We start from the raw sequence: 25,449 nt of genomic DNA, 5'->3' as shown, positions 1-25,449 counted from the left end.
ATCAACTTATAGCGCGTCTAAGTATCTTTCTGCATCAAGAGCGGCCATACAGCCGGCACCAGCAGAAGTAATGGCTTGACGGTAAATATGATCAGCTACATCGCCCGCAGCAAATATACCTTCAACACTTGTTTGTGTTGCATTACCTTCAGTACCGCTGTTTATAGTTAAATAACCATCTTTCATCGCAAGTTGGTCTTTAAAAATATCAGTGTTAGGCTTATGGCCAATAGCAATGAATACACCTGCTACATCAATTTCTTCGGTGGCTTCTGATTTTGTATCTTTTAAACGTAAACCGGTTACACCCATATTGTCACCTAATACTTCATCAAGAGTTCGATCGGTATGAAGGGTGATGTTACCATTTTCGACTTTATCGAATAATCGATCCGTTAATATTTTTTCAGACCTAAAGGTATCACGACGATGAACTAAGTGAACCTCGCTGGCAATATTTGATAAATAAAGCGCTTCTTCTACAGCAGTGTTACCGCCACCAACTACCGCAACTTTTTGGTTTTTGTAAAAGAAACCATCACAAGTTGCACAGGCTGAAACACCACGACCCATAAAGGCTTCTTCAGAAGGTAAACCTAAGTATTGTGCCGATGCACCTGTACAAATGATTAATGCATCACAGGTATATTCGTTACTACCTGTTAATTTGTACGGTTTTGAAGAAAAGTCTACAGACTCAATATGATCAAAAACAATTTCAGTTTCAAATTTTTCTGCGTGCTTTTGCATACGCTCCATTAATGCTGGACCGGTAAGATCATCTGCATCACCAGGCCAGTTTTCAACGTCAGTAGTTGTGGTTAATTGGCCACCTTGTTGCATACCAGTGATCATAACTGGTTTTAAATTTGCTCTAGCAGCATATACAGCCGCAGTATAACCAGCAGGGCCAGAACCCAAAATTAATAGTGGGCAATGTCTAGCTTCACTCATGATTACTCCAATTCGGTAAAATTTGTATTAGTTAATAAGTTTGGGATGATATGTCGTTATATCAAGTCTGTATAGATGTTTAATAAAAAACATTGATGAATAAGTGTAAAGATATCTTATATGATATAAGAAAGTTTTAGGTTCTTAGAGGCTGTTGACATTAATTTGGTTGTTCCAAATGAACAAAATGCGGATGCCGCTAGTGCTAAAAATTGTCATTACTCATGGGCTGATTCTAAAATTGCCTGACTCTTCATTAAAAATGACATCGTTAGATGACTAAATAGTATATTTTTTGCCTTGATTAAGGCGATTTTATTTTTTAGCAAAATTATTAAACAAAGATAAACAGTGCCTAGTAAAGGACAAATAAAGGGCAAAAAAAATGCAAGCATTATGCTTGCATTTTTGTCTATAGTTAGCTTTTAAAGATTAAGCGTTTAAAGCTACTGTAGGCTCAACATATTCATAGCCTAAAACATCTGCTACTGGCTTGTAAGTAATTTTTCCGCCAGCAACATTTAAACCTGCTAATAAGTGTTCATCATCAAGTAATGCTTGTTTAGCCCCTTTATTAGCAATAGTAACAGCGAAAGGCATTGTTGCATTAGTTAACGCCATTGTAGATGTTCTTGCTACGCCACCAGGCATATTCGCTACACAGTAATGAACAACGCCATCTACAACATAAGTTGGCTCTTGGTGAGTTGTTGCTTTTGAAGTCTCAAAACAACCACCTTGGTCAATAGCAACATCAACAACAACGGCACCTTGCTTCATCATTTTGATATGTTCTTTAGTGACAAGCTTTGGAGCAGCAGCACCAGGGATAAGTACAGCACCAATAACTAAATCTGCTTCACCAATAAGGGTATCCATAGCATCAGCAGTTGAATAAACTGTTTTTAATCGACCATCAAATTCTGTATCTAATTGGCGTAAACGTGGCAATGAACGATCTAATATCGTTACATCAGCACCCATGCCTACAGCCATTCTTGCTGCTTGAGTGCCTACAACACCACCACCAACGATTAATACTTTAGCAGGAGCAACGCCAGGTACACCACCAAGTAAAGCACCTAAACCACCTTGAGCTTTTTCTAATGCGTGAGCACCCGCTTGAATAGACATACGGCCAGCAACTTCTGACATTGGTGCTAATAATGGTAAACCACCAGAGGCAGCGGTTACTGTTTCATAGGCGATACAAGTAGCGCCTGAAGCAACTAATAGTTCAGTTTGCTGAGGATCAGGAGCAAGATGTAAGTATGTGAAAAGAATTTGACCTGGACGTAACATCTTACACTCAACAGGTTGCGGCTCTTTCACTTTAATGATCATATCTGCTGTAGCAAATATTTCAGCTGCACTATCAATTATTTTGGCACCAGCTGTCACGTACTGTTCATTATCAAAACCAATTGAAGCGCCACCGTTATTTTCTACAATAACTTCATGGCCATTAACAATTAATTCTTTAACACCAGCAGGTGTTAATCCAATACGGTATTCGTGGTTTTTAATTTCTTTAGGTACACCAACAATCATATTTTTCTCACTCTATTTATTATTGCGTCAGGTTTACTCAACGCCGTTGTAATATTTGCGACTAGTATAATGATAAATTTGTAGAATAACCTGTCGTTATTTTGGTGTAGGCGATATATAATGCTGAAAAACTCAAATATAATGGTGATATATAAATGAGTAATTACTCTAATAAAAGCCTAGATCGCATAGATAAGAACATATTAGATGAACTACAAAAAAATGGTCGATTATCAAATGTCGAGTTATCTAAAAGGGTTGGTCTGAGTCCGACTCCTTGCCTAGAGCGGGTTAAAAGACTAGAAAAAGAACAGTACATAACTGGCTATAAAGCCATGTTAAATCCTCTTAAGTTAGATGCTGCTTTATTAGTATTAGTTGAAATTACCTTAACAAAAACAAGTCCTGATGTTTTTGATGACTTTGCTAAAGCTGTACACGAGCTTGATGTTATACAAGAATGTCATTTAGTTTCTGGTGATTTTGATTTTTTGTTGAAAACACGAGTGAAGGATATGTTAGCGTACCGAGAACTTTTAGGTGATACCTTACTGAGACTACCTGCGGTTAGTGAAAGTAGGACTTACGTTGTTATGGATGAAATAAAGTCTACGAACTTACTACCGATTAAGCGATAAAAAAGAGAGCAATAAGTGCTCTCTTTTTAACTATATAAATGTATTTAATACAATTTATATTTAAAAAATTGATCTGAACGAGCTGCCACTGCGGCGACTGCTTCTTCTGTGTCTTATTCTACTGTGTAGTTCACGACGCTTAGAGTCCAGCCAATCTTCTTTAGTAATAGTACTGTCACCAGCTCTATCTTTTTCGCGGTCACGATATTGGCAAAACTCTTCGTATGCGTCGATGTCTGGCTTTAACTCTTCAGCAACAAGCTCAATCATTATTGCATCATCTAAAAAACCTAATACTGGGATATGATCGGCAACTAAGTCTTCAGGGTCGCTAAAATAGGCTAGGGCACTAATAACATCTGAACGTTCAGGCTCAGGAATTTGCCATTCACTGTCTTCTATCATGGCGACTAGAATTTCTAATTTTGCCAAGCGTTGTCTTACAAATTCTGGCACATTATCTTTTACATCTACACTTAGACTTTTTGCATGAGCTAGAATATCAGCCTCAGACAATTTTGATGCTTCAGACTGTGCTTTTCTCATAACATCTCTAAAATGCTCGAGATCTGTTTCTTTTAATTCAAAGGTAACTTCAAATGCCATTATTTACTCCTGTATTGACATAAATATGATATACACAAATAAATCTACCAGATAATCAACACAATGCCAGCTTCTTCTTCAAGTAAGCGATAATTTTAGTAACTTTATTTTAAACGGATTAGTTTTGTTAAGTTTACAAGGGAAAGCATTTTATCTTAGTCGATAATTTGTTATTTTAGCTTACATCATAATGACTAATCCCCATGGTACGTTTAATTGTCGTCAGAATTTGTAAATAATATGGATGAATCCTCAAGCGAAGAAAGCAACAAACAGTTAACAGGAGTACAACGCCTGCTCGAAGCAGGGCTATTATTCTTTAGTGTTTTTGCTATGTTTTTGATGCTAGCTTTATTTAGCTTTGATCCTGCTGATCCTGGATGGGCGCAAACGGGCTACCAAACACCGGTAAGGAATTTGGGCGGCGCGGTTGGCGCATATTTTTCTGATTTATTACTCAATTTGTTTGGTTTTATTGCTTATACCTTACCTTTTGTCGTTGCCATTGTTGGTTGGTTATTGTTTCAAAAATTCCATCAATTAATGGAACTAGATTATTTAACACTTGGCTTGAAATTAATTGGTTTTTTCATGTTTTATTTGGGGATTACTTCAATTGCAAGTATGAACTTTGATGACATTTTTTATTTCTCAGCCGGTGGTATCTTTGGTGATGTTTTAAGTAATACATTATTACCTTATTTTTCTTTTGTTGGTAGTACATTAATCTTTTTACTTTTCACGTGTGCAGGCTTTGTCTTACTGACTGGCTTTTCTTGGATAAAATTCATCGACGCTGTTGGCCAATATACTATTGCTGCTTTTGTAGGTTTATATAATTTCCCTAAGTGGTTAAAAGCACATTTTGGTACCACTGAAGATGATATTAAAGATTCTAATGCAGAGATTGAAGAACAAGTTCATGAAGAAAAGAGCGCTAACGCTTTGATTCATCAACAACCCCCTATAGAAGAGCAAAACACTTCGTATAATTCTTCTGTTCAACCAAGTATCCAAAAGCATTTAGCTAATGATGCTGAACATGAACCTTTTGTTGATATTGATGAACTATTATCTGAACCACTTGATATAAATGTGCAGGAGCATGTCAGTGAAGGGGAAATCACCGCAGCCTTTGCTAATATAGATAAACCAAATATCGCAGACGATGAACAACTTGCAAAAAGTGACACTACATCTACTGAAATGAGTGGCAGTATTGTTGACGATAATGGTCAAGTGAATTTAGTCGCTGATGAAGAAACTTTCGTTGGGATGCCTTCAATCGATTTACTCGATAGACCTGATAAAGCACAAAATCCTGTTAACCAAGAAGAATTAGAGCAAGTCAGCCGATTAGTTGAAGCAAAATTATTAGATTTTGGTGTTAAGGCACAGGTTGTCTCTGTGTACCCAGGTCCTGTTATAACCCGCTTTGAGTTAGATTTAGCTCCAGGTGTCAAAGTCAGTAAAATTACCAGTTTATCAAAAGATTTGGCGAGAGCACTCTCTGCTATTAGTGTGCGTGTTGTTGAGGTAATCCCTGGTAAGTCGGTTATTGGCCTTGAGTTACCAAACAAACATCGAGAAATAGTACGATTAAGTGAAGTGATTGCTTGTCCTGCCTTTGAAGAGTCAAACTCTGCGTTAACTATGGTGTTAGGTAAAGATATTGCAGGTGAGCCTGTTGTTGTTGATCTAGGAAAGATGCCTCACTTGTTAGTTGCTGGTACAACGGGTTCAGGTAAGTCAGTAGGAGTAAATACAATGATCGTCAGCTTATTGTATAAATCGACTCCAGAAGATGTTCGAATGATAATGATAGACCCTAAAATGCTTGAATTAAGTGTTTATGAGGGCATACCTCACTTGTTATCTGAAGTAGTAACCGATATGAAGGATGCTGCTAATGCATTACGCTGGTGTGTTGGCGAAATGGAACGTCGTTATAAAGTCATGTCAGCCGTTGGTGTAAGAAACCTTAAAGGCTATAACAAGAAAATATTAGAAGCTAACGCTAAAGGTGAACCAATTATTGACCCGTTATGGCAACCTAGTGATGGTCTAGATCAAACAGCACCTATGCTAGAGAAACTACCAAGTATCGTCGTTATTGTTGATGAATTTGCTGACATGATGATGATCGTCGGTAAGAAAGTAGAAGAGTTAATTGCTCGTATTGCTCAAAAAGCTCGTGCTGCTGGTATTCATTTAGTGCTTGCAACACAAAGGCCTTCAGTAGATGTTATTACTGGTTTGATTAAAGCGAATATTCCCACCAGAATGGCTTTTCAGGTTTCATCTGGTTTGAACTCAAGAACTATTCTAGATCAGCAGGGCGCTGAACAATTATTAGGTATGGGAGATATGTTATATCTACCACCAGGAACTGGCGTGCCTACACGCGTACATGGTGCCTTTATTGATGATCATGAAGTACATGCTGTCGTTAAAGATTGGAAGTCACGCGGTGAACCTAATTATGTAGAAGAAATATTATCGGGTGAAAATGAGCAAGATATCTTATTACCGGGTGAACAAGCAGAAGGTGGTGAAGAAGAAGAGTTAGATACTCTTTATGATGAGGCAATATCCTTTGTTACCGAAACTCGCCGAGTATCAATTTCCAGTGTGCAACGGAAATTTAGAATTGGTTATAACCGAGCGGCACGAATTGTCGAGCAAATGGAGATGCAAGGAGTAGTTTCACAACCCGGTCACAATGGTGCACGTGAAGTCCTTGCACCACCTCCTGTGAAAGATTTTTAACAGAACAACTAAAAACTGAACAATAGATGAGTAACCATTATTCAGCCTCTGTTCAGTTTGAATCAATCATCTTATTAATTAAAGTATAAAAGTAAATAAAGTATTCATATGAAAATATCCCAATGGTTTAACACAAGTGCCTTATCGATCGCGTTAACATTTACGGTTAACTCTCCATTACTTGCAGAGCAAATTACCATAAATTCGACCATACATAGCAATCAAAGTGAACAAACTAAGCAAGCACTAATGACAAAGCTGGCTTCTGTTGATTATTTTTCAGCTAACTTTGAGCAAAGTATTAAAAGTGTTGATGGTGAGTTGATTCAAACTGGAGCAGGTAATATTTCAATTAAAAAGCCCAGCCTTGTACATTGGCAAACAACTGAGCCTGATGAAACGTTAATTATCAGCGATGGGGAAAGCCTTTGGTTTTATGACCCATTTATTGAGCAAGTTACCGCATACAGTTTAAATTCTGCTATTAAAAACACTCCAATTTTATTATTAACAAATAACGATGAAGCCTTATGGCAACATTATGATGTTACTTTATTAGCAGATAACCAAGGCAATATGATTAAAGACGGTTTTATGGTTAAAGCTAAGCAAGAGAATAGTCAGATTAAGCATTTAACTATCATCTTTAATGGTAATGAACTAACGCAGTTTTCATTTGCAGATGCCACAGGCCAAACGAGTGAAATAACGTTATCAGATTTTAATAAAGCAACAGAGCCTGCAAATTCACTGTTTTCTTTTACTGTGCCAGAAGGTGTGAGACTTGAAGACAAGCGATAATACCGGTAATACTGATAAACTACCGATGACGGAGTCTTTAGACTTTGGCGATGAGTTTGCCTCGGTAAAAGAGTCAGCCGTTAATCAGCAACACCTTAAAAGTAGTTATCAACCCCTTGCAGCTAAATTACGCCCTGAAAACCTTAAACAATATATTGGCCAACAGCATATCCTTGGTGAAGGTACTCCTTTACGACATGCAATTGAACAGGGACACTGCCACTCCTTAATATTTTGGGGACCGCCAGGTACAGGCAAAACGACCTTAGCGGAAATTATTGCACAACATTCGGATGCTGCTATCGAAAGAATATCAGCAGTCACCTCAGGTATAAAAGATATTCGTCTAGCTATAGAAAATGCTAAACAGAGAATACACGGAAAAACCACTGATAAGAAAAATAAAACCGTATTATTTGTCGATGAGGTACATCGTTTTAATAAAGCCCAGCAAGATGCCTTTTTACCACACATTGAAGATGGCACTATTATCTTTATTGGGGCAACCACAGAAAACCCAGCGTTTGAATTAAATCGTGCAATATTATCTAGGGCACGTGTTTATACACTTAAAAAGCTTAACAATGATGAACTATTGCTCGTGTTATTAAATGCTGTTGATTATTATCAAAATGATCAAAGCATATGCTTGCATATTACTGAAGAGGTTAAGCTGAGCTTGATAAAAAGAGCAGATGGTGATGCTAGACGTCTATTAAACCTGGTAGAAAACTGCGTAGATAGTTTAACTTCAACTTTTGAAGAGAATGAGCAGCAGAGCACTCAAGTCAATAATATAGAAATTACTCTAAAATTAATTAGTCAGATTTCAGGAAGTAAAATTGCTGTATATGATAAAGGTGGTGACGCTTTTTATGATTTGATCAGTGCTTTTCATAAATCAGTTAGAGGCTCCAGCCCTGATGCTGCTCTATATTGGTATGCTCGCATATTAAATGCTGGAGGTGACCCATTATACGTAGCTCGTCGCTTACTAGCTATTGCCAGTGAAGATATAGGCAACGCCGATCCTAGGGCAATGCAACTAGCAATAAATGCATGGGACACCTTTCAACGTGTTGGTCCTAGCGAAGGAGAGCGAGCTATAGCACAAGCTGCTGTTTACCTGGCTTTAGCGCCTAAAAGTAATGCTGTTTATACTGCATTTAAACAAGCATTAGCCATTGCGAAACAAACCAGTGAATTAGATGTACCCGATCATCTTAAAAATGCGACCAGTGAATTAACAAAATCTTTAGGTCATGGACAAGAATATCGTTATGCACATGATGAGCTAAATGCATTTGCTGCTGGTGAAGATTATTTTCCGGAAGCTTTAGCTCAAAGCCATGATGAATATACACAATTTTATCAGCCTACAGATAGGGGGCTAGAAAAACAGCTTAAAGAAAAGTTGAATTATTTAAAGCAATTAAATAAGGAAAGTCATGAGCAGCGCTATAAGTAATTTCACTTTATATGCCTTTGTCGCTCTTGGTGGTGCCTGTGGTGCTAGCTTAAGATTTTATATTTCACAATTAGTGTTAAATTGGCTAGGAAAGGGGTTCCCTTTTGCTACATTGCTGGTTAATATCACGGGCTCGTTTATAATGGGTGTGCTTTATCAATTAATAGAACATGAAATTCTAGATATTAGCGTGCACAGAACATTGATTGGAATTGGTTTTTTAGGTGCTTTTACTACTTTTTCAACCTTTTCATTAGATACCTTGCTCCTTTTACAACAAGGTGAAGCAGTTAAGGCCGCATTAAACATACTTTTAAATGTGAGTTTGTGTATTGCCGCTGCAGGATTTGGCTTATATCTTGTAACAACCTTAGCTAAATAACTTTATATATTAAAAATTTACGTGAATTATTATGCTTGATGCAAAACTTCTTAGAACAGATTTAGACAATGTGGCTAGCCAGTTAGCCAAACGTGATTACCAACTTGATACACAATCGCTAACTTTATTAGAAGAGCAACGTAAAGCGATTCAAGTCAAAACACAAGAATTACAAAATGAGCGTAACACACGCTCAAAGTCAATCGGCCAAGCAAAAGCACGTGGTGAAGATATTGCACCACTTTTAGCTCAGGTCAGTCAACTTGGCGCTGATTTAGACGCAGCTAAAGCCGAACAAGATGAAGTTCTTAGTAAAATTAATGCTATTGTTAGTACTATTCCTAATTTATTACATGAGTCTGTACCTGTTGGTGCCGATGAAGATGATAACGTAGAAGTAAAGCGTTGGGGTACACCAAGAGAATTCGATTTTGAAGTAAAAGATCATGTCGATTTAGGTTTAGCAGTAGATAAAGGCTTAGATTTTGAAAGTGGTGCTAAACTCGCAGGTACTCGTTTTGCGGTAATGCGTGGAAAAATTGCTAAACTGCACAGAGCATTAGCACAGTTCATGTTAGACATGCATACAGAACAGCATGGTTATCAAGAAATGTATGTGCCTTATTTAGTCAATGCTGATTCTTTATTTGGCACAGGTCAATTACCTAAATTTGGTGAAGACCTTTTTCATACAGAACTATCAAGTAAGCAATTTTCATTAATCCCAACTTCAGAAGTGCCACTAACCAACTTAGTGCGCGATGAAATTGTTGATGAAGCTGATTTACCAATCAAGATGACTGCACACACTCCATGTTTTAGATCTGAAGCTGGTTCTGGCGGTCGTGATATCCGTGGCTTAATACGCCAACATCAATTTGATAAAGTTGAAATGGTCCAAATTGTTAAGCCAGAAGATTCGTTTAACGCTTTAGATGAATTAACAGGTCATGCTGAAGCTATATTAGAAAAACTTGAATTGCCATATAGGACAATGGCTTTATGTAGTGGTGATGTTGGTTTTAGTGCCACCAAAACCTTTGATTTAGAGGTTTGGTTACCTGCTCAAAATACTTATCGAGAAATTTCATCTTGTTCAAATATGGGTGATTTCCAAGCGAGACGCATGCAAGCTCGTTATAGAAATAGTGAAACCAATAAGCCAGAATTACTCCATACCTTAAATGGTTCAGGCTTAGCAGTAGGAAGAACACTAGTTGCTATTTTAGAAAACTATCAGCAAGCTGATGGAAGCATTAAAATACCAACAGCTCTTCAATCATATATGGGTGGTGCAACTCAAATTGGTTAAGCTAACTTGATTTAAAAATGAAGCTGGTAACACTTGTTATCAGCTTTTTTTTTATGTGAAATTTATACTTCAATATTTGTGCAATTTATCTGGGCTAAATAGGGTCTTTATGAATGTAGTTTTTAAAGGAGACCAATTTGTTACGTAGTTTAATTTTACAAGGCCTATTTTTTGTCGCGGCTTTTATTTTACTCTCTTCACTGAGAGAAATGAGTATGCTCGATAAGAATACTCAAGTGAAACAGTTATCACCGGTTGAAAGCAAACAGTTCACTTCAACCACGGGAGAATTAATATCTATTGAAGCCCAAGATAAAACAACTGTTGTTTATTTCTTTGCGCCTTGGTGCCAAATTTGTCATGCAAGTATCAGTAATCTACAGTCCATTTTTGAAAATAACCGTCATGTGAATGTTATCGCGGTTGCGTTAGACTTTACTTCACAACAGGCAGTGTATGATTTTATTAGCCAACATCAATTAACATTCCCGGTGATTTTTGGTAATGAACAATTAAAGCAGCAATATGCTATTACGGCTTACCCAAGCTACTATGTTATTGATATGGACAATAAAATTATTGCTCGCTCTCTTGGTTACAGTACTGAGCTAGGCTTGTATTTACGTACACTGCTTCTGTAATTATATATTTACTCTGTTGAGTTATATTATCAATTAGATATTGGTTTCTGTTAATCAATATGCCTGCCAATAGTAGTGATCTACCCCTTGTTTGTGTACACTGTTACTTTCATTATTAACATTGTGAACTAATAAATATGCAAATTTCTGATAACTTTGATAGTGGTAATATTCGTGTCATCGATGCGACTTCTCCAGATAATATTCAACTTGAAATTAAACATGACAACCAATCTGAATTTTTCCAATGGTTTCACTTTAAATTACAAGCAGATGTAAGTGCAGACAATGAGTCTGTTGAACATGTAATTCATTTGAATAACGCAGGTAAAGCAGCTTATGTTGAGGGGTGGGAAGATTATCAAGCGGTTGCTTCATACGATCGTGACCACTGGTTTAGAGTACCTACTTCCTATGACGGGGAAAAATTAACTATTACCTTAACGCCAGAATATGATTCAGTATATTTTGCTTATTTCTCGCCTTATAGTTATGAAAGACATCAAGATTTACTTCATAGCGCGCAATTACAGCTGGATTGTCGTCTAGAAGTTTTAGGACAAACTTTAGATGGTAGAGATATGAGTCTCTTGAAAATCGGTGAAGAAGGTGAGGGTAAGCGCGTTATTTGGTTAACCGCTCGTCAACATCCTGGTGAAACCATGGCTGAGTGGTTTATTGAAGGTTTTATTGATAGGTTACTTGATGAAGATGATGGCGTAGCTAGAGCATTACTTAATAAAGCTGTGTTTTATGTTGTACCGAATATGAACCCAGATGGTAGTGTTCGTGGTCACCTAAGAACAAATGCTGTTGGCGCTAATTTAAATCGCGAATGGTTAACTCCGACAATGGAACGAAGCCCAGAAGTTTATTTAGTTCGCGAAAAAATGTTAGTTACTGGCGTGGATATGTTTTTAGATATCCATGGCGATGAAGCGCTTCCAGTAAACTTTTTAGCAGGTTGTGAAGGTGTTGTTGCCTATGATGAACGCCATAAAGCGCTTGAAGATAAATTCAAAGAAATCTTATTAGCAATTACTCCAGAATTTCAAGATGAGCGTGGTTATGATAAAGACGAGCCGGGCAAAGCTAACCCTACTGTCGGTACAAACTGGGTTGGCAATCAATTTAAATGTTTAGCTTACACTGTAGAAATGCCATTTAAAGATAATGATTTACTGCCAGATTATAGTGTGGGTTGGTCTGATACTCGCAGTAGCTTGTTAGGCCGTGATTTCTTAACGGGAATATATCACATGGTTGATGAATTACGTTAATCGCTGCATTGCTATTTAGTGAAATAAGCGATATAAAAAGATAAAAGCAATAGGTTTTAAATTTGTTAGACCTATTGCTTTTTTGTTTACACTTAAGGCTCATGAACCTTAAATGTAAATAATAATAATAAAAAATAAGATAGTGGGAGTTATTTGTGCAAGAAATTGTAAATACGATAAATGGATATATCTGGAGTTCAGCTCTGATATATTTATGTTTAGGTGCAGGGTTATTTTTTACTGTAGTCACTCGCTTTGTTCAAGTTAGACATTTTTCAGAAATGTGGCGACTATTAATGTCGGGTAAATCTTCAGAGCAGGGGATCTCTTCTTTCCAAGCGCTTGCGGTTTCATTATCTGGCCGAGTTGGGGCGGGTAATATTGCTGGTGTGGCCGCTGCTATAGGGTTTGGTGGCCCAGGCGCTGTTTTTTGGATGTGGATAGTGGCCTTTTTTGGCGCTGCAACCGCGTACATTGAATCAACCAATGCTCAAATATACAAAGAAGAGCATGATGGAAAATATCATGGTGGTCCTGCGTATTACATTGAGAAAGCAATGGGGCAAAAATGGTATGCATGGGTTTTTGCTATAGCGACAATTATTGCAACCGGTATCATGTTACCTATGGTTCAATCAAATACCATTGGCACAGCGATAGAACAAGTCTTTGGTGGTGAAGCAGTTATGTCTACTGCTTTTGGCATGATAAGCTATGCCAAACTATACACTGCAACCGCTATAGTTTTATTACTTGGATTTATTATATTTGGCGGTATTAAACGTATTGCTCATTTCACTCAAGTAGTCGTGCCATTTATGGCGTTGGCTTATATTCTTATCTCTCTTATCATAATTGGCTTAAACATCGATCAACTTCCAAGAGTTGTTATGCTTATCATTGGTGATGCATTTACTCCTATGGCAGGTGTTGGCGCTGCAATTGGTTGGGGTGTTAAACGCGGCGTTTATTCTAACGAAGCAGGGCAAGGTACTGGCCCTCATGCTGCAGCGGCTGCTGAAGTAGAACACCCAGCACAGCAAGGTCTTGTTCAAGCATTTTCTGTGTATATTGATACTTTATTCGTTTGTTCAGCAACTGCATTCATGATCCTAATTACTGGTACATATAACGTTCATGGTGTGGGTGATGCCTTCATCGTACAAAACTTGGCGGCTGATGTTATTACTAACGGTCCTGCTTATACTCAACTTGCTGTTGATAGTGTTTTCACTGGTGTAGGTAAACCATTTGTAGCGCTGGCATTATTCTTCTTTGCTTTTACAACGCTACTAGCGTATTACTTCATCGCAGAGAATAATGTTTATTACATTAAACGAACTTTAAAATTACCTGCGGCTATTTTTATTTTAAAAGTCATTATCATCTCAGCAACCTTTTATGGCACAGTTAAAGCCGCAAATATTGCTTGGGGAATGGGCGATATAGGTGTTGGCTTAATGGCATGGTTAAATATTATTGGTATCATCATAATATTCTTTATGTCTAAACCTGCACTCAAAGCACTTAAAGACTATGAAAGGCAGCAAGATGAAGGTGTTGAGCACTTCACATTTGATCCAAAAGCGTTAGGCATAGAAAATGCGACATTTTGGGAAGAAAGACTAGAAAAGTCTAGTAGTGAAAAATCAGAGACTTAATTCACTAACTGTTTGCTAGTAAGAAAGCTACCTCAATGAGGTAGCTTTTTTTTTACCTACAGTTTTAAAATTGACCTCTATTAAGCATTTATCAATTGCTGTTGCTTCATTAGTGAAATGGTAATACTTGTCAGGTATAATCTTTGCTAAAAATGGGCTTATAAAAAGGTAGAAGTATGGCTGTCATCAGTTGCCCGGGTTGTAAAAAGAAAATATCAGATAAAGCAAAAGTTTGCTCTCATTGCCAGCTTGATTTACAAGGTTTAGACGCCGATAAAATGTCGACGTTAAAGAAAATCGACCGGATAAATAAAGCACAACGCTTAATGAACTACTCATTTATTGCCATGATCTTATTTTGTGGTGGCTTTTTCATGATGTACTTTGATAATGTTGAACCCGGTTCATTTAGACATAACATTGCCATAGGTTGCGCTGCAATTGGCTTTATCATGTATATTGTCATACGAGTTATGTTGTTATTCACTAAACGTAAAAGTAATTAAATATGGATTTATTACAAACTATAGACCACATGTCTGAAGACATGTATTTACGATTAAAATGTGCTGCTGAAACAGGTAAATGGCCTGAAGGTACAACAGTAGAGCAAGCACAACGTCAAACAGCATTACAGTTAACTATGGCATACCAAGCAAGACATCTTGATAATGATCAAATGCTAACAATTGGTTCAGATGGTCAAATCGTTGAGAAAAATAAGCGCCAACTCAAGGCTGAATTTTCCAATGAGAACAAAGATGGTGAGATAACACCATGTGAAAAACCCGCTAAACCTGAAGATGAAGTTTATCTAGCTAAAGATATCAACATTGCTCGATTTACTGAAATTTGATTTTTAATAACATTCATTAGTACAACAGTGAACATAATTTATGATTTTCTCTTCATTATTTAAAAGTAAAAATAACTGGCAAAGTAAACAAAGCGCAACCAGAATTAGTGCTATTCAAAATGAACTTTCATGTAACGAACCAGCTCAAAAGCAAGTGCTTTGTGACTTATATACAAATGATGAAAGTGAGCTTGTTAGAAAAGCCGCTTTAATCAAACTAAATTCATTTGATGACTACCTAAACGCTTATAACCACAACTCACTTAAAAAAATTAAAGAGTTCGCCAAAAAACAGCTGCTATTAGTTTTACATAATGAGCATGAGATAAAGTTAAGTAGTGATGAAAAGCTGACTTTCATTCAATCTAATGAAGTATTAACTATTTCTGAATTAGAGTCTTGGTTAGCGTTAGAGCAATCAAGTGATGTTGTTTTTACTTTATTTGATCTTATAAAAGAGAAAAAACAGCAACAAGGTAAAAGCTATCAGCAATTTGTTGTAAATGTATTTACTCATCATCAAAATGAGAAAATTCAAAAAACGCTAGTTGATGAATGTGATGATGCAACGATCCTTGAGAAGCTACTAAAGAAATCGTCAATTGATATTATTAGCCAAGTAATTAATGACAAGCTTTTTGCGCAACAACAGGCTAAAGAAAAACCGATTAAAATTAAGAAACAAGTTAATCTAATCCTGTCAAAATTATTAGCCCTTAAAGATATCGTCTCTTACGAAACTTATTTAGCGAAAAAAGCGGAACTCGAAGCGCAATGGCAGAGCGCTCAAGTAGATTTCAATTATTTATTAACGGCCGACCAAGAATTATTAAACGAGAAATTTGAAGGTATTAATAAGCAGTTGGCAAAGATTTTTACTGCCAAAGCAGAGAATTACCAGCAAGAGCAAATCGCTAAACAACTTTCAGATCAAAAACATCAAGCCAGTAAAATGTTTAATGAACAATTGGTATCATTAAATAAAGCGATTACTAAAGCGGTTTTTGAAAGTCAGGAATTTAATCAGCAAGTCTTTAGAGATTCTCTAGATCAAATTCAAAAAGATATTCACAGCTCGGTATTAAATAAACAAGAGCAAAGCGCTTTATTAAATGAACTTAATTTAATTCATGAAAAACTAACCAAACTACCAGAAATTGCTGAGTCGGTTACTAAAGCAACGCACTTGATCTCTAAGATGTCTCAACTGGCTTTACCAAGTGACATTATTGAGTTAAATGAAAAGCAGAATTTGTTTTCAAAATGGCTTGCTGAGTGGCGACAAGTTGAGAATATGTCTTCAGGTATTCTACCTGAATCAATTTTGGAAGCTTATCAAGAAATTAACAATTCTTGGAAGAGTACCTTATTGCCATTACAAAATGAGCAAAAACAGATATTTTCACAGGTTAGGAAAAAACTACTGGATGTTAAACGTTTGCTATCACAAGGAAAATATAAAGTTTGTTTTGGTTTATTTAAAGGCGTTAATAAACAATACGTTTTACTGTCTGAAAAGCAGCAAGCACAACTTCAGCGTGATTATAGTCAGGTAAGTGAAAAAATTTCCGAATTAAATGATTGGGAACACTATATAGCCACACCAAGAAAGCAGGAGCTTTTAGAACAAATTCAAAGTCTTGTTGATTCACCTCTAGATAACCCGAATGATCAAGCTGCAAAAGTGAAGGCGTTTAGAAAGCAATGGAATTTACTTGGTCATGCCGATGAAGCAATTGATCATCAATTGAATGAGCAATTTAATGAAGCATGTGAACAAGCATTTGGCCCATGTAGATTATTCTATGCCGAGCAAGAAAAAGTCAGGGCTCTTCATTTAACTAAGCGTGAGGACATTTTACAGCAAGCAAGAGCGCTCGCTCAAAATACCAACACTGAGAAGAATCAAGAAATTGATTTTAAAGAGTTAGATGCACAGGTAAATAAACTTCAACAACATTGGTCTGACGCAGGTGAAGTTGATAGATCAGTTTATCGGCCATTAAATGATGAATTTAAACAATTAATTCAGCCTTTAAAAGCAATCATTAAAGAATTTCATCTTAAAAATATGACTGAGAAAAAGCAGTTAATAGATAAAGCAGAAAAAGAAACGTCAAATGAAAATGTTTTTCAAGCGATTGAGAACGTAAAGCAGTATCAAAAACAATGGCGTAATATCGGATTTTCCGGTGCACATAATGAAAATAAATTATGGCAGCAGTTTAGAAAAGTGAACGATGTGATTTTCGCTAAACGTGATGAAGTCAAAGCTGAGCAACAGCAAGTTCAAATACAGTTAGAAGAAGAGTTATTTCAGAAGTTGAATGAGCTACAAAGTCAATTCAATAAAGGTAATGCTGAACCGCTTAGCGTTTTAAAGTCTTTAAAAGTAGAAACTTTAGCGTTACATGAAGATGTTTTATCAAATAAACCTGTTTTGAAAAGTGTACTAAAACAAGTGGATGATTTTCTGACGCTTTTAAACGAAACAGAACAAGAAATTAATATCAAAGCAGATAAACAAAACTGGCAATCACTTTTTGGTTTGTTGAAAGCGTTTATCAATAAAGAGTTTTCTCCAAACCAACTAGATGAACAGCAGGGCTTTGCAGACTTATTACCTATTTGGCAAAAGCGACTATCAGAATGTTTAGTACAATCTAAAGGAGTTGAAGCTAAGCAGCGAGAAACTAAAACGCTAGAAATAGAAGTGCTAGCGCAAATTGATTCTCCACAAGAGTACCAAAACGAGCGTATGGCTGTTCAAGTACAGTTAATGCAACAACAGATGCAATCAGGTGGCTCAATAAATTTACCGAAAGATTTTGCGCAATGGTTACAATTAGGTCAACTAACCGTAGATGAGTTACCACTCTTGTCTCGATTAGAACCTGTATTTTGTCATTAATTCTTTTGGCAAGATAATAAATCAAAAGGGAGCATTTATATTAGCTCCCTTTTTTATGATGATAAGATAATTAGTGGGATAATTCTCCACGCAAATCTTGCGTGATTAGCTTTCTAACTTCATCAAAACTAATATCTAAACTTAATAAATAATGTAACTTAGTTAATGTCGCTTCTAAAGTCATGTCATTACCACTAACCACTCCGGCTTCACTTAAGGCATTGCCAGTAGCGTAGCCTGACATATTAACTTTACCTTTAATGCATTGGCTACAATTTACCACAATGATATTATTTTCTTGTGCTTTCTTTAAGCAGGCGAGTATTGCTTTATCTTGCGGTGCATTACCGACACCATAACTTCTTAGGATCAATGCTTTAACTGGTTGTCTTATTACATTTTCAATAACTTCACTGGTAATGCCTGGGTATAAGTGAACGACCCCGATAGGTTGTGGGGTAATGTTAGACAGTTTTAAACTAGCCGTATTCATCTCATTATTTGTTATGCTGCCAGCTAAAAGAGTAATATTGATACCTGCTTCCAATAACGGTTGCATGTTAGGTGAATCAAAAGCATTAAAACCATCAGCATAAGCTTTAATACAACGATTACCTCTAAATAATTTATTATTAAAAAATAAACTTACTTCATTAATAGGGTAGTTTGCTGCGATATATAAAGCGTTAAGTACATTTACTTGGCCATCAGATCTCAACTGACTTAATGGAATTTGTGAGCCTGTTACTATGACCGGTTTAGACAAGTTCTCAAACATAAATGAAAGTGCTGAACTGGTATAAGCCATAGTATCGGTACCATGCAATACAACAAAACCATCATAGTCATCATAATGCTCCTTAATATCATCGGCGATCCTTTGCCAATCAGTAGGGGTCATATTAGATGAATCGATTAAAGGATGATATTCATTAATGGTAAAGTCTGGCATTTCACTTCGGTGAAATTCAGGTAAGCTCTCAATAGATTTCGTCAAATGTCCCTTTACAGGTACAAAACCTTGCTCGCTTTGCTTCATACCTATAGTACCACCAGTATAGGCCACGTAAATTTTCTTCTTCATAGAATAGAGAGTGTTCATAATTAATTGCTTAAGATATTGTAATTATAACAAAAGAAAACGACACGCTATAGCTTGGCTAATAGGTGTCGTTTTACGATGTTAATTGTTTAATGTATCGTAATTGTTACATTACGTCACAGCTGATACATAAACTGTAAATACCTTTAGGATCATTAAATTGATTAAGTTTAGTTACTTCAGCTTTTAATGAGTTAAGTAATTGACTCATTGGTTGATTAGATAAACTCGGCACAGAAACATCAATTAACTGTGAAGAATCCTCTGATTGTACTAACTTCGCTACAAAGGTATTTCCACCAAAAAGTTTCTGTAAGAAGAAATTCTTGTGTGATGATTCTTTTTCAATCAGTAAGGTATCATAATTATCTAGATTGGCTAATTGAGCCGCTGCTACAGTTGCATCGGTTAAATTACCAAGTTCATCGACAAGACCTAACTCTTTAGCTTTTCTTCCTGACCAAACTCGGCCTTGTGCAATTTCATCAACTTGCTCAAAAGTCATGTTGCGGTTAGTCGCCACTAAGTTAATAAAGTTCTTGTAGCCTCTGTTAATGCTTAACTGAATTAATGTTGCCATTTCTTCTGTTAATGGTTGTGTAGGACCAAAGCCAGAAATATCAGTAGTACCAACGCCATCTGTATGGATGCCTAGTTTACTTAACGAGTCTTCAAACGTCATCATCATGCCAAAAATACCAATTGAGCCAGTAATTGTTGAAGGGGCAGCATAGATTTTATCTGCTGGTGCAGAAATCCAGTAGCCACCTGATGCTGCATAGGTTCCCATCGATGCTATAACAGGTTTACCTGCTTGTTTTAATAATTCAATTTCTTGACGAATTATTTCTGAGGCGTAAGCACTTCCACCTGGGCTGTCTACACGAAGTACTACAGCCTTAACGCTTTTATTATATCTAGCTTTTCGTAATAATTTGGCAGTACTGTCACCACCAATAAGTCCAGGTTTTTGCGTACCGTTTAATATGGTGCCTTTTGCAACAACAATGGCAACTTTATCAGATTGTTGACTAGTCATTGCAGGTAGGGCAGTAGTAGCGGCGAGATAGTCTTTATAGCTAATATGGCTATAACTATCACCTTTCTTGTTTTTACCTACCAAGTCAATTAATTCACTTCGCATCTCTTGACGAGTTTTTAAATGATCAACCCATTGATTATTTAATGCGTAACCTGCAAAGCTTGCATCAGCCTCATTAAACTTAGTTAATAAACTTGTTATTGAGTCATCAAAGTTATTTAGTTTTAGGTTTCTGTGCTTGGCAACATCTGTTTTATATTGCGACCATAAATCGTTTAGCCACAACTGGTTCGCCTCTTTAGCCGCTGATGACATGTCATCTCTTATATATGGTTCTACTGCAGACTTGAATGTACCTACACGAAATATATGCTGGTTGACAGCTAGTTTATCCAGCGCTGATTTAAAATACATTCTAAATCGACCATAACCTTCTAAAAGCATAAAGCCTTCTGGGTTTAACCAAATTTCATCAGCAACACTGGCAAGATAGTATTGATCTTGTGTGTATTGATCACCTAAAGCGATTATTCTTTTACCTGAAGACTTAAAGTCATCCAATGCGGCAGCTATATCTTGAAGTTTGGATAACCCAGTACGATGTAAGCCTTGTAACTGCAGTACGATTATTTCTACTCGATCATCAATTTTAGCTTTGGCAATAACATCAGTTAAATCGGATAATAATATTTCAGGACGTTCTTCTTTTTCATCTAATGCTTCTGTTAAAAAAGCTTCCATTGGGTCAATTTCAAATTTTTGCTCAACAATATCACCCACTAAATTAAGTACTAATGCAGTTTTCTCTGGAACAATAACTTGTTCAGAGTCGCTAGAAAGTACCGCGATAAAAGCAAAGAAAAATACAAAGAATACGATATTAACTATCACTTGCCTTGTTAAAGAGACTAATCGCCATAACGCAGAGAATAATCTTTTAACAATGTTAGGTTTACTACTCATAAAAACATCTTAAAATTTAATTAGAGGAATAGTATTATATTACCTTAAAGCAACGAAAACCTTAATAATCTAGATCACTTACATTGTAACTTTTTAATACATCCGAGGTTAAAAGTTTAAGGCAAGTTGTGAAATAAAATCATTCAAAACGGGTTCTTATCTTTATCTATACTAACTATTAAACACTTCTACCGAGATATTTATGAAAAATGTGTTGTTAAAGTTCTCCCAATACCATCAATGTTTTTTGAAAAAGCTGCCTTTATTTGATGGTATTCCTGCATTGTTAATTCGCTTGTACCTAGCACCAATATTTATCATGGCAGGTGTAAGTAAAATGGCAATTTTTAATGAAGAAGTATCTGGAATAGCCAGGTTTATGGCTGATCCCAATATTGTCGCTTGGTTTGGTAATACTGATTGGGGGTTAGGTTTGCCTTTTCCCATGTTATTAGCAAACCTAGTTATCCTTGTTGAGTTTGTCGGAGGATGGTTTCTACTTATAGGCTTATTAACCCGCTTAATATCTATTCCTTTAATGTTCACCATGATAGTCGCAGCAACCTCAGTACATTTGGAAAATGGCTGGTTTGCTATAACGCCAACTAATCCTGATATTAGTCCGGCAAAAGTATTAACTTGGCTTGGTAGTGACCAAGCTGAACTAAGCCTTGAAAATAGTGAAGCAACGGCTGTACGACTAGACAAAATGAGGGAGTTACTAGAAGAGAATGGTAATACAGATTGGCTTTATGAAAAGGGCTCCATCGTTGTACTTAATAATGGTATAGAGTTTTCTGTAACTTACTTTATTATGTTGTTAGCATTATTCTTCATTGGCGCAGGACGATTTACAAGTGTCGACTATTATTTATTACGTGCTCTGACAGATAGTAAGAACGCTTAAAGAAAAGTTATATTTTCTCAAATTAAAAAGGCAAACCATTTGGTTTGCCTTTTTGATGAAGGTTCGAATTTTATCGTTGAAGTAAGTAAAGTATTAAGCAAATTGTCTTCGTTTTTTCATACGCTTAACTATGTTATCTCCCCAATGATATAAAGTTAATCCAAGTAAGATAATGCTTGCGCCATATAGTAATGTTGAATTTAGAACTTCATCATTAAACAGGGTACCCAAAGTAATTGCTATAACGGGTGTAACTAATGTAATAAGTGTAACGGTACTCGCGGTTAATTTTTGTAGTACATAAAAATAAGCATAAAAACCAATCAAAGAACCAAATACTCCCAAATATAATGTCGACCAAACCGATTTACTTTGCCATTCATCAATACTAAGCGAGCCATCTAGAATAAACCAACTTATTAAAAATAGTGGTAATGAAAAGCTTAATGAACCCACAGTTGTCGCTAACGGATGAATTGCTAAACTAACACTTTTTACTAATACACCGCTCAAACTGAAAAAAAATACCGCAAACAAAATATATATGTAGCCAATATAACGACTGTTCTCGATATTTATATTATCTGAGCAAACAATGGCTAAACCAATAAATGCTATTACCATAGCTAATTGTTTTATGATTGATAATTTTGCTTCTCTCAAAATCTTCTGAGCTAAAATAGCAGACAGAATGGGTGACAAACCAAAGACCAATGACATTATCCCTGAAGATAAGTAGCTCGCCGCTAGATATGAACACATCATGCCACCAAAAATGCCCAGAGCAGAATAACTGTATAGTTTGTATGCTTTTCTATGCCAAGGGATATTTATATGCCTAACTTTAATGATTATCCCACCTAAAATTAGGGCGATGATCATTCTTAGTAATACAGCAAGACTAGGAGAAATTGATTCACTGCTCCATATTATACCGAGCGGGGTAGTTGACCATATAAGTAATACGGCTAAATAGGCAATCGTCACTGGCATTTTATTCTCCTTGTTTTATTCACGCTTGATAAATTTGCGAAAGAAGAAGAGGTTAGGGAGGCTTGAAACAAAACAGCCGCAAAATCTTCTTCTTGCGGCTGTTGAAATTTTAATTTTAATTAAGTTCAAGTAACCGCGTTAAGTCGCCAAACACGCACAACATTAAGCAGACAATTATTTATTAATTGCAGCATTGAGAGTGGTTGGTTAAACACGGTTTTAATCATCATTATGACTTAATTATTTCGTTACTGTTTTTTGTAGTTAAAAAGTATATCTTTGATAATCATAGTGGCGTTAACTACTGGTTAAGTCAAGGGAAGTTATTTACTAATTAAAACAAAATAACAAATAAAAATGATGCACGTTTGTTAAGTTACTTATAAACTTAATCAATCTTATTTGTAGTAACCCTATTTTAAAAATAATGAATATAAACCTTATAGACTTTTTGCAGCAACGCCAATCTACTCCAGTATTAACTGAGCCCGCGCCTAATGAGGATGATCTAAATAAAATTTTAGCCGCAGGTATGCGTGTACCTGATCATGGTGGATTAAAACCTTGGCATTTTACCGTTATATCAGAAGATGGTTTACAACGACTAAGTGATATTTTTGTTGAGGCAATAACCAATGAAGCTTTATCAACAGGTGATATATCAACCACGGGTACTTGTACACCGGAATTTGAAGCGAAGAAAGTTAAAACCAGTAAAATGCCATTTAGGGCTCCTTTAATCATAGTAATAGCTACCAATAAACAATCGCATGAAAAAGTACCTGAGATTGAACAACAGATAACAGCCGGATGTTGTGCTCATGCTATGCAAATGGCAGCATCATCTTTAGGATATGGTGCTATGTGGAGAACAGGCAATTTGGCTTATGATTCAACAGTTAAAGCTGGGCTAAATGTCAGTGATAAAAATGATATTGTTGGCTTTTTATATATAGGAACGCCTTGTCGAGAGCATGGCGTAAAACCAAGTAAATCTATTGAAGGGCACGTAACTTACTGGAACTAATTTTGTAGAATTTGTCTCTCATATATTGAAAGTATAAAAAAAGCCCTAATCAAGGGCTTTTTTATTAATTAACGCTATTTAATCAAGTTTATTAAAATGCAGCGTTGTTTGGTGTTCTAGGGAAAGGGATCACATCACGTACATTTTGCATACCTGTCGCATAAGCAACAAGACGCTCAAAACCTAAACCGAATCCTGAATGAGGAACGGTACCGTAACGACGTAAATCTCGATACCAGCTGTAATCAGCAGGATCTAAATTCATTTCACCAAGACGATTATCAAGAACATCTAAACGTTCTTCACGTTGACTACCACCAATGATTTCACCAATACCGGGCGCAAGAATATCCATTGCTGCTACTGTTTTACCATCATCATTTAAACGCATATAGAATGATTTAATATCTTTAGGGTAGTTTTGTAGTACAACAGGCCCATTAAAATGCTCTTCAGCTAAATAGCGTTCATGCTCAGAATTTAAATCGACGCCCCAAGATACAGGGTTTTCAAATTTCTTATCACATTGCTCTAGAATAGTGATTGCATCAGTATAATCTAAGCGAACAAATTCTGAGTTGATAACACTATTTAAACGGTCAATAACTGTTTTATCAACACGCTGTTGGAAGAATGCCATATCATCAGCACGCTCTTCTAAAACGGCTTTTAATACATATTTAAGCATCTCTTCAGCTAAATCGGCTGCGTCAGCTAAATCAGCAAAAGCAATTTCAGGTTCAACCATCCAAAACTCTGCTAAGTGTCTACTAGTATTCGAGTTTTCTGCTCTAAAAGTCGGACCAAAGGTATATACTTTAGACAAAGCATTACAGTAGGTTTCTACGTTTAATTGCCCTGATACTGTTAAGAAAGTTTCTTTACCGAAAAAGTCTTGGCTATAGTCAACTTGACCATTTTCACCACGTGGTAAATTTTCCATGTCTAAAGTGCTTACTCTAAACATTTCACCAGCCCCTTCACAGTCACTACCAGTAATTAATGGTGTACTGATCCAGAAATAACCTTTCTCATGTAAGAAGCGATGAATCGCTTGAGCTAAACAGTTTCTAACACGTGTTACTGCACCGCCAATATTAGTACGTGGACGTAGATGTGCTTGTTCTCTTAAAAACTCAATACTATGACGCTTTGCAGCCATTGGGTACGTATCAGGATCTTCAACAAAACCTAAAACTTCAACAGCCGTAGCTTGAATTTCAAAAGATTGGCCTTTACCTGGCGATTCAACCAAAATACCGGTCGCTTTAATAGCACAACCAGTGGTTAATTTTAATATTTCAGTTTGATAATTAGGTAGGTCATTAGGCACTATCGCTTGGATAGCGTCAAAGCAAGAACCGTCGTGAATGGCTAAAAACGAAATACCGGCTTTTGAATCACGGCGAGTTCTAATCCAACCGTGTACTGTAATAGTTTCATTAACAGGGTATTTTCCTGCTAATACATCAGTAATTGCTATAACTGACATTTAATGACCTCTTAAATTGCGCAAATTCTGAAAAATTTGGTTTAATACTGAAAATGGAGTGATATGTTACCTTGACAAGGTATAATTGCAATG

21 protein-coding genes are annotated in these 25,449 nt (G+C 36.3%); 14 read left to right on the top strand and 7 right to left on the bottom strand.

The features are described from left to right. Positions 1-6 precede the first annotated feature (6 nt). A complete protein-coding gene (gene trxB / locus EPA86_RS15500) occupies positions 7-954 on the bottom strand; it encodes a thioredoxin-disulfide reductase (protein WP_140605221.1) in 948 nt (315 codons plus the stop codon). 432 nt (positions 955-1,386) lie between these two features. Beyond that, positions 1,387-2,505 (bottom strand): alanine dehydrogenase, encoded by a 1,119-nt coding sequence (gene ald, locus EPA86_RS15495; protein ID WP_140605219.1) that lies wholly within the window; start codon positions 2,503-2,505, stop codon positions 1,387-1,389. 155 nt (positions 2,506-2,660) lie between these two features. Here ald and lrp point away from each other — a divergent pair, with 155 nt between their 5' ends. Beyond that, positions 2,661-3,143, top strand: coding sequence for a leucine-responsive transcriptional regulator Lrp (lrp, locus tag EPA86_RS15490; RefSeq protein WP_140605217.1), 483 nt, complete (start codon positions 2,661-2,663; stop codon positions 3,141-3,143). 60 nt (positions 3,144-3,203) lie between these two features. Here the strand turns inward: lrp and EPA86_RS15485 are convergent, their stop codons facing one another. Next, positions 3,204-3,749, bottom strand: coding sequence for a YkvA family protein (locus tag EPA86_RS15485; protein WP_140605215.1), 546 nt, complete (start codon positions 3,747-3,749; stop codon positions 3,204-3,206). A 240-nt stretch (positions 3,750-3,989) separates the two neighbouring features. Between EPA86_RS15485 and EPA86_RS15480 the strand changes: the two genes are divergently transcribed. The 11 genes from EPA86_RS15480 (at position 3,990) to EPA86_RS15430 (ending at position 17,830) form a co-directional block, all read left to right on the top strand. Continuing rightward, entirely contained in the window at positions 3,990-6,518 is a 2,529-nt protein-coding gene (locus EPA86_RS15480; RefSeq protein WP_140605420.1) for a DNA translocase FtsK, read from the top strand. Positions 6,519-6,626: 108 nt separating this feature from the next. Further along, positions 6,627-7,319 (top strand): outer membrane lipoprotein periplasmic chaperone LolA, encoded by a 693-nt coding sequence (gene lolA, locus EPA86_RS15475; protein ID WP_140605213.1) that lies wholly within the window; start codon positions 6,627-6,629, stop codon positions 7,317-7,319. A 25-nt stretch (positions 7,320-7,344) separates the two neighbouring features. After that, a complete protein-coding gene (locus EPA86_RS15470; RefSeq protein WP_140605419.1) occupies positions 7,345-8,787 on the top strand; it encodes a replication-associated recombination protein A in 1,443 nt (480 codons plus the stop codon). Beyond that, positions 8,768-9,169, top strand: a complete 402-nt coding sequence (crcB, locus tag EPA86_RS15465) for a fluoride efflux transporter CrcB (protein ID WP_140605211.1) — start codon at positions 8,768-8,770, stop codon at positions 9,167-9,169. Before EPA86_RS15470 ends, crcB begins: the two co-directional genes overlap by 20 nt. A gap of 31 nt (positions 9,170-9,200) precedes the next feature. Next, positions 9,201-10,481 (top strand): serine--tRNA ligase, encoded by a 1,281-nt coding sequence (gene serS / locus EPA86_RS15460; RefSeq protein WP_140605209.1) that lies wholly within the window; start codon positions 9,201-9,203, stop codon positions 10,479-10,481. Positions 10,482-10,618: 137 nt separating this feature from the next. Continuing rightward, positions 10,619-11,122 (top strand): TlpA family protein disulfide reductase, encoded by a 504-nt coding sequence (locus EPA86_RS15455; RefSeq protein WP_140605207.1) that lies wholly within the window; start codon positions 10,619-10,621, stop codon positions 11,120-11,122. Positions 11,123-11,259: 137 nt separating this feature from the next. Continuing rightward, the gene (locus EPA86_RS15450; protein WP_140605205.1) at positions 11,260-12,402 is read left to right on the top strand and encodes a M14 family metallopeptidase; all 1,143 of its coding nucleotides are present in this window, start codon (positions 11,260-11,262) and stop codon (positions 12,400-12,402) included. 155 nt (positions 12,403-12,557) lie between these two features. Continuing rightward, the gene (locus EPA86_RS15445; RefSeq protein WP_140605203.1) at positions 12,558-14,063 is read left to right on the top strand and encodes an alanine/glycine:cation symporter family protein; all 1,506 of its coding nucleotides are present in this window, start codon (positions 12,558-12,560) and stop codon (positions 14,061-14,063) included. A 176-nt stretch (positions 14,064-14,239) separates the two neighbouring features. Continuing rightward, entirely contained in the window at positions 14,240-14,569 is a 330-nt protein-coding gene (locus EPA86_RS15440; RefSeq protein ID WP_140605201.1) for a hypothetical protein, read from the top strand. A 2-nt stretch (positions 14,570-14,571) separates the two neighbouring features. Further along, entirely contained in the window at positions 14,572-14,919 is a 348-nt protein-coding gene (locus EPA86_RS15435; protein ID WP_140605199.1) for a YeaC family protein, read from the top strand. Between the two features lie 40 nt (positions 14,920-14,959). Continuing rightward, positions 14,960-17,830, top strand: coding sequence for a DUF349 domain-containing protein (locus EPA86_RS15430; RefSeq protein ID WP_140605197.1), 2,871 nt, complete (start codon positions 14,960-14,962; stop codon positions 17,828-17,830). Between the two features lie 70 nt (positions 17,831-17,900). Here the strand turns inward: EPA86_RS15430 and ansA are convergent, their stop codons facing one another. Both ansA and sppA read right to left on the bottom strand, forming a co-directional pair. Continuing rightward, positions 17,901-18,914, bottom strand: a complete 1,014-nt coding sequence (gene ansA / locus EPA86_RS15425; protein WP_140605418.1) for an asparaginase — start codon at positions 18,912-18,914, stop codon at positions 17,901-17,903. 124 nt (positions 18,915-19,038) lie between these two features. Further along, a complete protein-coding gene (sppA, locus tag EPA86_RS15420) occupies positions 19,039-20,937 on the bottom strand; it encodes a signal peptide peptidase SppA (RefSeq protein WP_140605195.1) in 1,899 nt (632 codons plus the stop codon). 202 nt (positions 20,938-21,139) lie between these two features. Between sppA and EPA86_RS15415 the strand changes: the two genes are divergently transcribed. Continuing rightward, complete coding sequence (locus EPA86_RS15415; protein ID WP_140605193.1) at positions 21,140-21,844, top strand: HvfX family Cu-binding RiPP maturation protein; 705 nt, start codon at positions 21,140-21,142, stop codon at positions 21,842-21,844. Positions 21,845-21,937: 93 nt separating this feature from the next. Here the strand turns inward: EPA86_RS15415 and EPA86_RS15410 are convergent, their stop codons facing one another. Continuing rightward, entirely contained in the window at positions 21,938-22,837 is a 900-nt protein-coding gene (locus EPA86_RS15410) for a DMT family transporter (RefSeq protein WP_140605191.1), read from the bottom strand. Between the two features lie 427 nt (positions 22,838-23,264). On the opposite strand from EPA86_RS15410, the gene EPA86_RS15405 reads away from it, so the two are divergent. Next, positions 23,265-23,864 carry a nitroreductase family protein gene (locus EPA86_RS15405; protein WP_246058426.1) on the top strand — a complete coding sequence of 200 codons (600 nt, stop codon included), beginning with the start codon at positions 23,265-23,267 and terminating at the stop codon, positions 23,862-23,864. A 91-nt stretch (positions 23,865-23,955) separates the two neighbouring features. Here the strand turns inward: EPA86_RS15405 and asnS are convergent, their stop codons facing one another. Next, positions 23,956-25,356, bottom strand: a complete 1,401-nt coding sequence (gene asnS, locus EPA86_RS15400) for an asparagine--tRNA ligase (protein WP_140605189.1) — start codon at positions 25,354-25,356, stop codon at positions 23,956-23,958. Between the last annotated feature and the right edge of the window lie 93 nt (positions 25,357-25,449).

This window comes from Litorilituus lipolyticus (assembly GCF_006439335.1).
Lineage (GTDB): Bacteria > Pseudomonadota > Gammaproteobacteria > Enterobacterales > Alteromonadaceae > Colwellia > Colwellia lipolytica.
Note: the sequence above shows the minus strand (reverse complement) of the source record. Positions and strands in the feature narration are given on the sequence as shown.

Bases quoted from the DNA above. Each gene is read 5' to 3' on its own strand.
- EPA86_RS15415 (WP_140605193.1), top strand. From the start codon at position 21,140: ATGAAAAATGTGTTGTTAAAGTTCTCCCAATACCATCAATGTTTTTTG.
- EPA86_RS15450 (WP_140605205.1), top strand. From the start codon at position 11,260: ATGCAAATTTCTGATAACTTTGATAGTGGTAATATTCGTGTCATCGAT.
- EPA86_RS15410 (WP_140605191.1), bottom strand. From the start codon at position 22,837: ATGCCAGTGACGATTGCCTATTTAGCCGTATTACTTATATGGTCAACT.
- lolA (WP_140605213.1), top strand. From the start codon at position 6,627: ATGAAAATATCCCAATGGTTTAACACAAGTGCCTTATCGATCGCGTTA.
- asnS (WP_140605189.1), bottom strand. From the start codon at position 25,356: ATGTCAGTTATAGCAATTACTGATGTATTAGCAGGAAAATACCCTGTT.
- crcB (WP_140605211.1), top strand. From the start codon at position 8,768: ATGAGCAGCGCTATAAGTAATTTCACTTTATATGCCTTTGTCGCTCTT.
- ansA (WP_140605418.1), bottom strand. From the start codon at position 18,914: ATGAAGAAGAAAATTTACGTGGCCTATACTGGTGGTACTATAGGTATG.
- EPA86_RS15405 (WP_246058426.1), top strand. From the start codon at position 23,265: ATGAATATAAACCTTATAGACTTTTTGCAGCAACGCCAATCTACTCCA.
- EPA86_RS15480 (WP_140605420.1), top strand. From the start codon at position 3,990: ATGGATGAATCCTCAAGCGAAGAAAGCAACAAACAGTTAACAGGAGTA.
- EPA86_RS15435 (WP_140605199.1), top strand. From the start codon at position 14,572: ATGGATTTATTACAAACTATAGACCACATGTCTGAAGACATGTATTTA.
- trxB (WP_140605221.1), bottom strand. From the start codon at position 954: ATGAGTGAAGCTAGACATTGCCCACTATTAATTTTGGGTTCTGGCCCT.
- EPA86_RS15485 (WP_140605215.1), bottom strand. From the start codon at position 3,749: ATGGCATTTGAAGTTACCTTTGAATTAAAAGAAACAGATCTCGAGCAT.
- EPA86_RS15470 (WP_140605419.1), top strand. From the start codon at position 7,345: ATGACGGAGTCTTTAGACTTTGGCGATGAGTTTGCCTCGGTAAAAGAG.
- EPA86_RS15440 (WP_140605201.1), top strand. From the start codon at position 14,240: ATGGCTGTCATCAGTTGCCCGGGTTGTAAAAAGAAAATATCAGATAAA.
- lrp (WP_140605217.1), top strand. From the start codon at position 2,661: ATGAGTAATTACTCTAATAAAAGCCTAGATCGCATAGATAAGAACATA.
- sppA (WP_140605195.1), bottom strand. From the start codon at position 20,937: ATGAGTAGTAAACCTAACATTGTTAAAAGATTATTCTCTGCGTTATGG.
- EPA86_RS15430 (WP_140605197.1), top strand. From the start codon at position 14,960: ATGATTTTCTCTTCATTATTTAAAAGTAAAAATAACTGGCAAAGTAAA.
- serS (WP_140605209.1), top strand. From the start codon at position 9,201: ATGCTTGATGCAAAACTTCTTAGAACAGATTTAGACAATGTGGCTAGC.
- ald (WP_140605219.1), bottom strand. From the start codon at position 2,505: ATGATTGTTGGTGTACCTAAAGAAATTAAAAACCACGAATACCGTATT.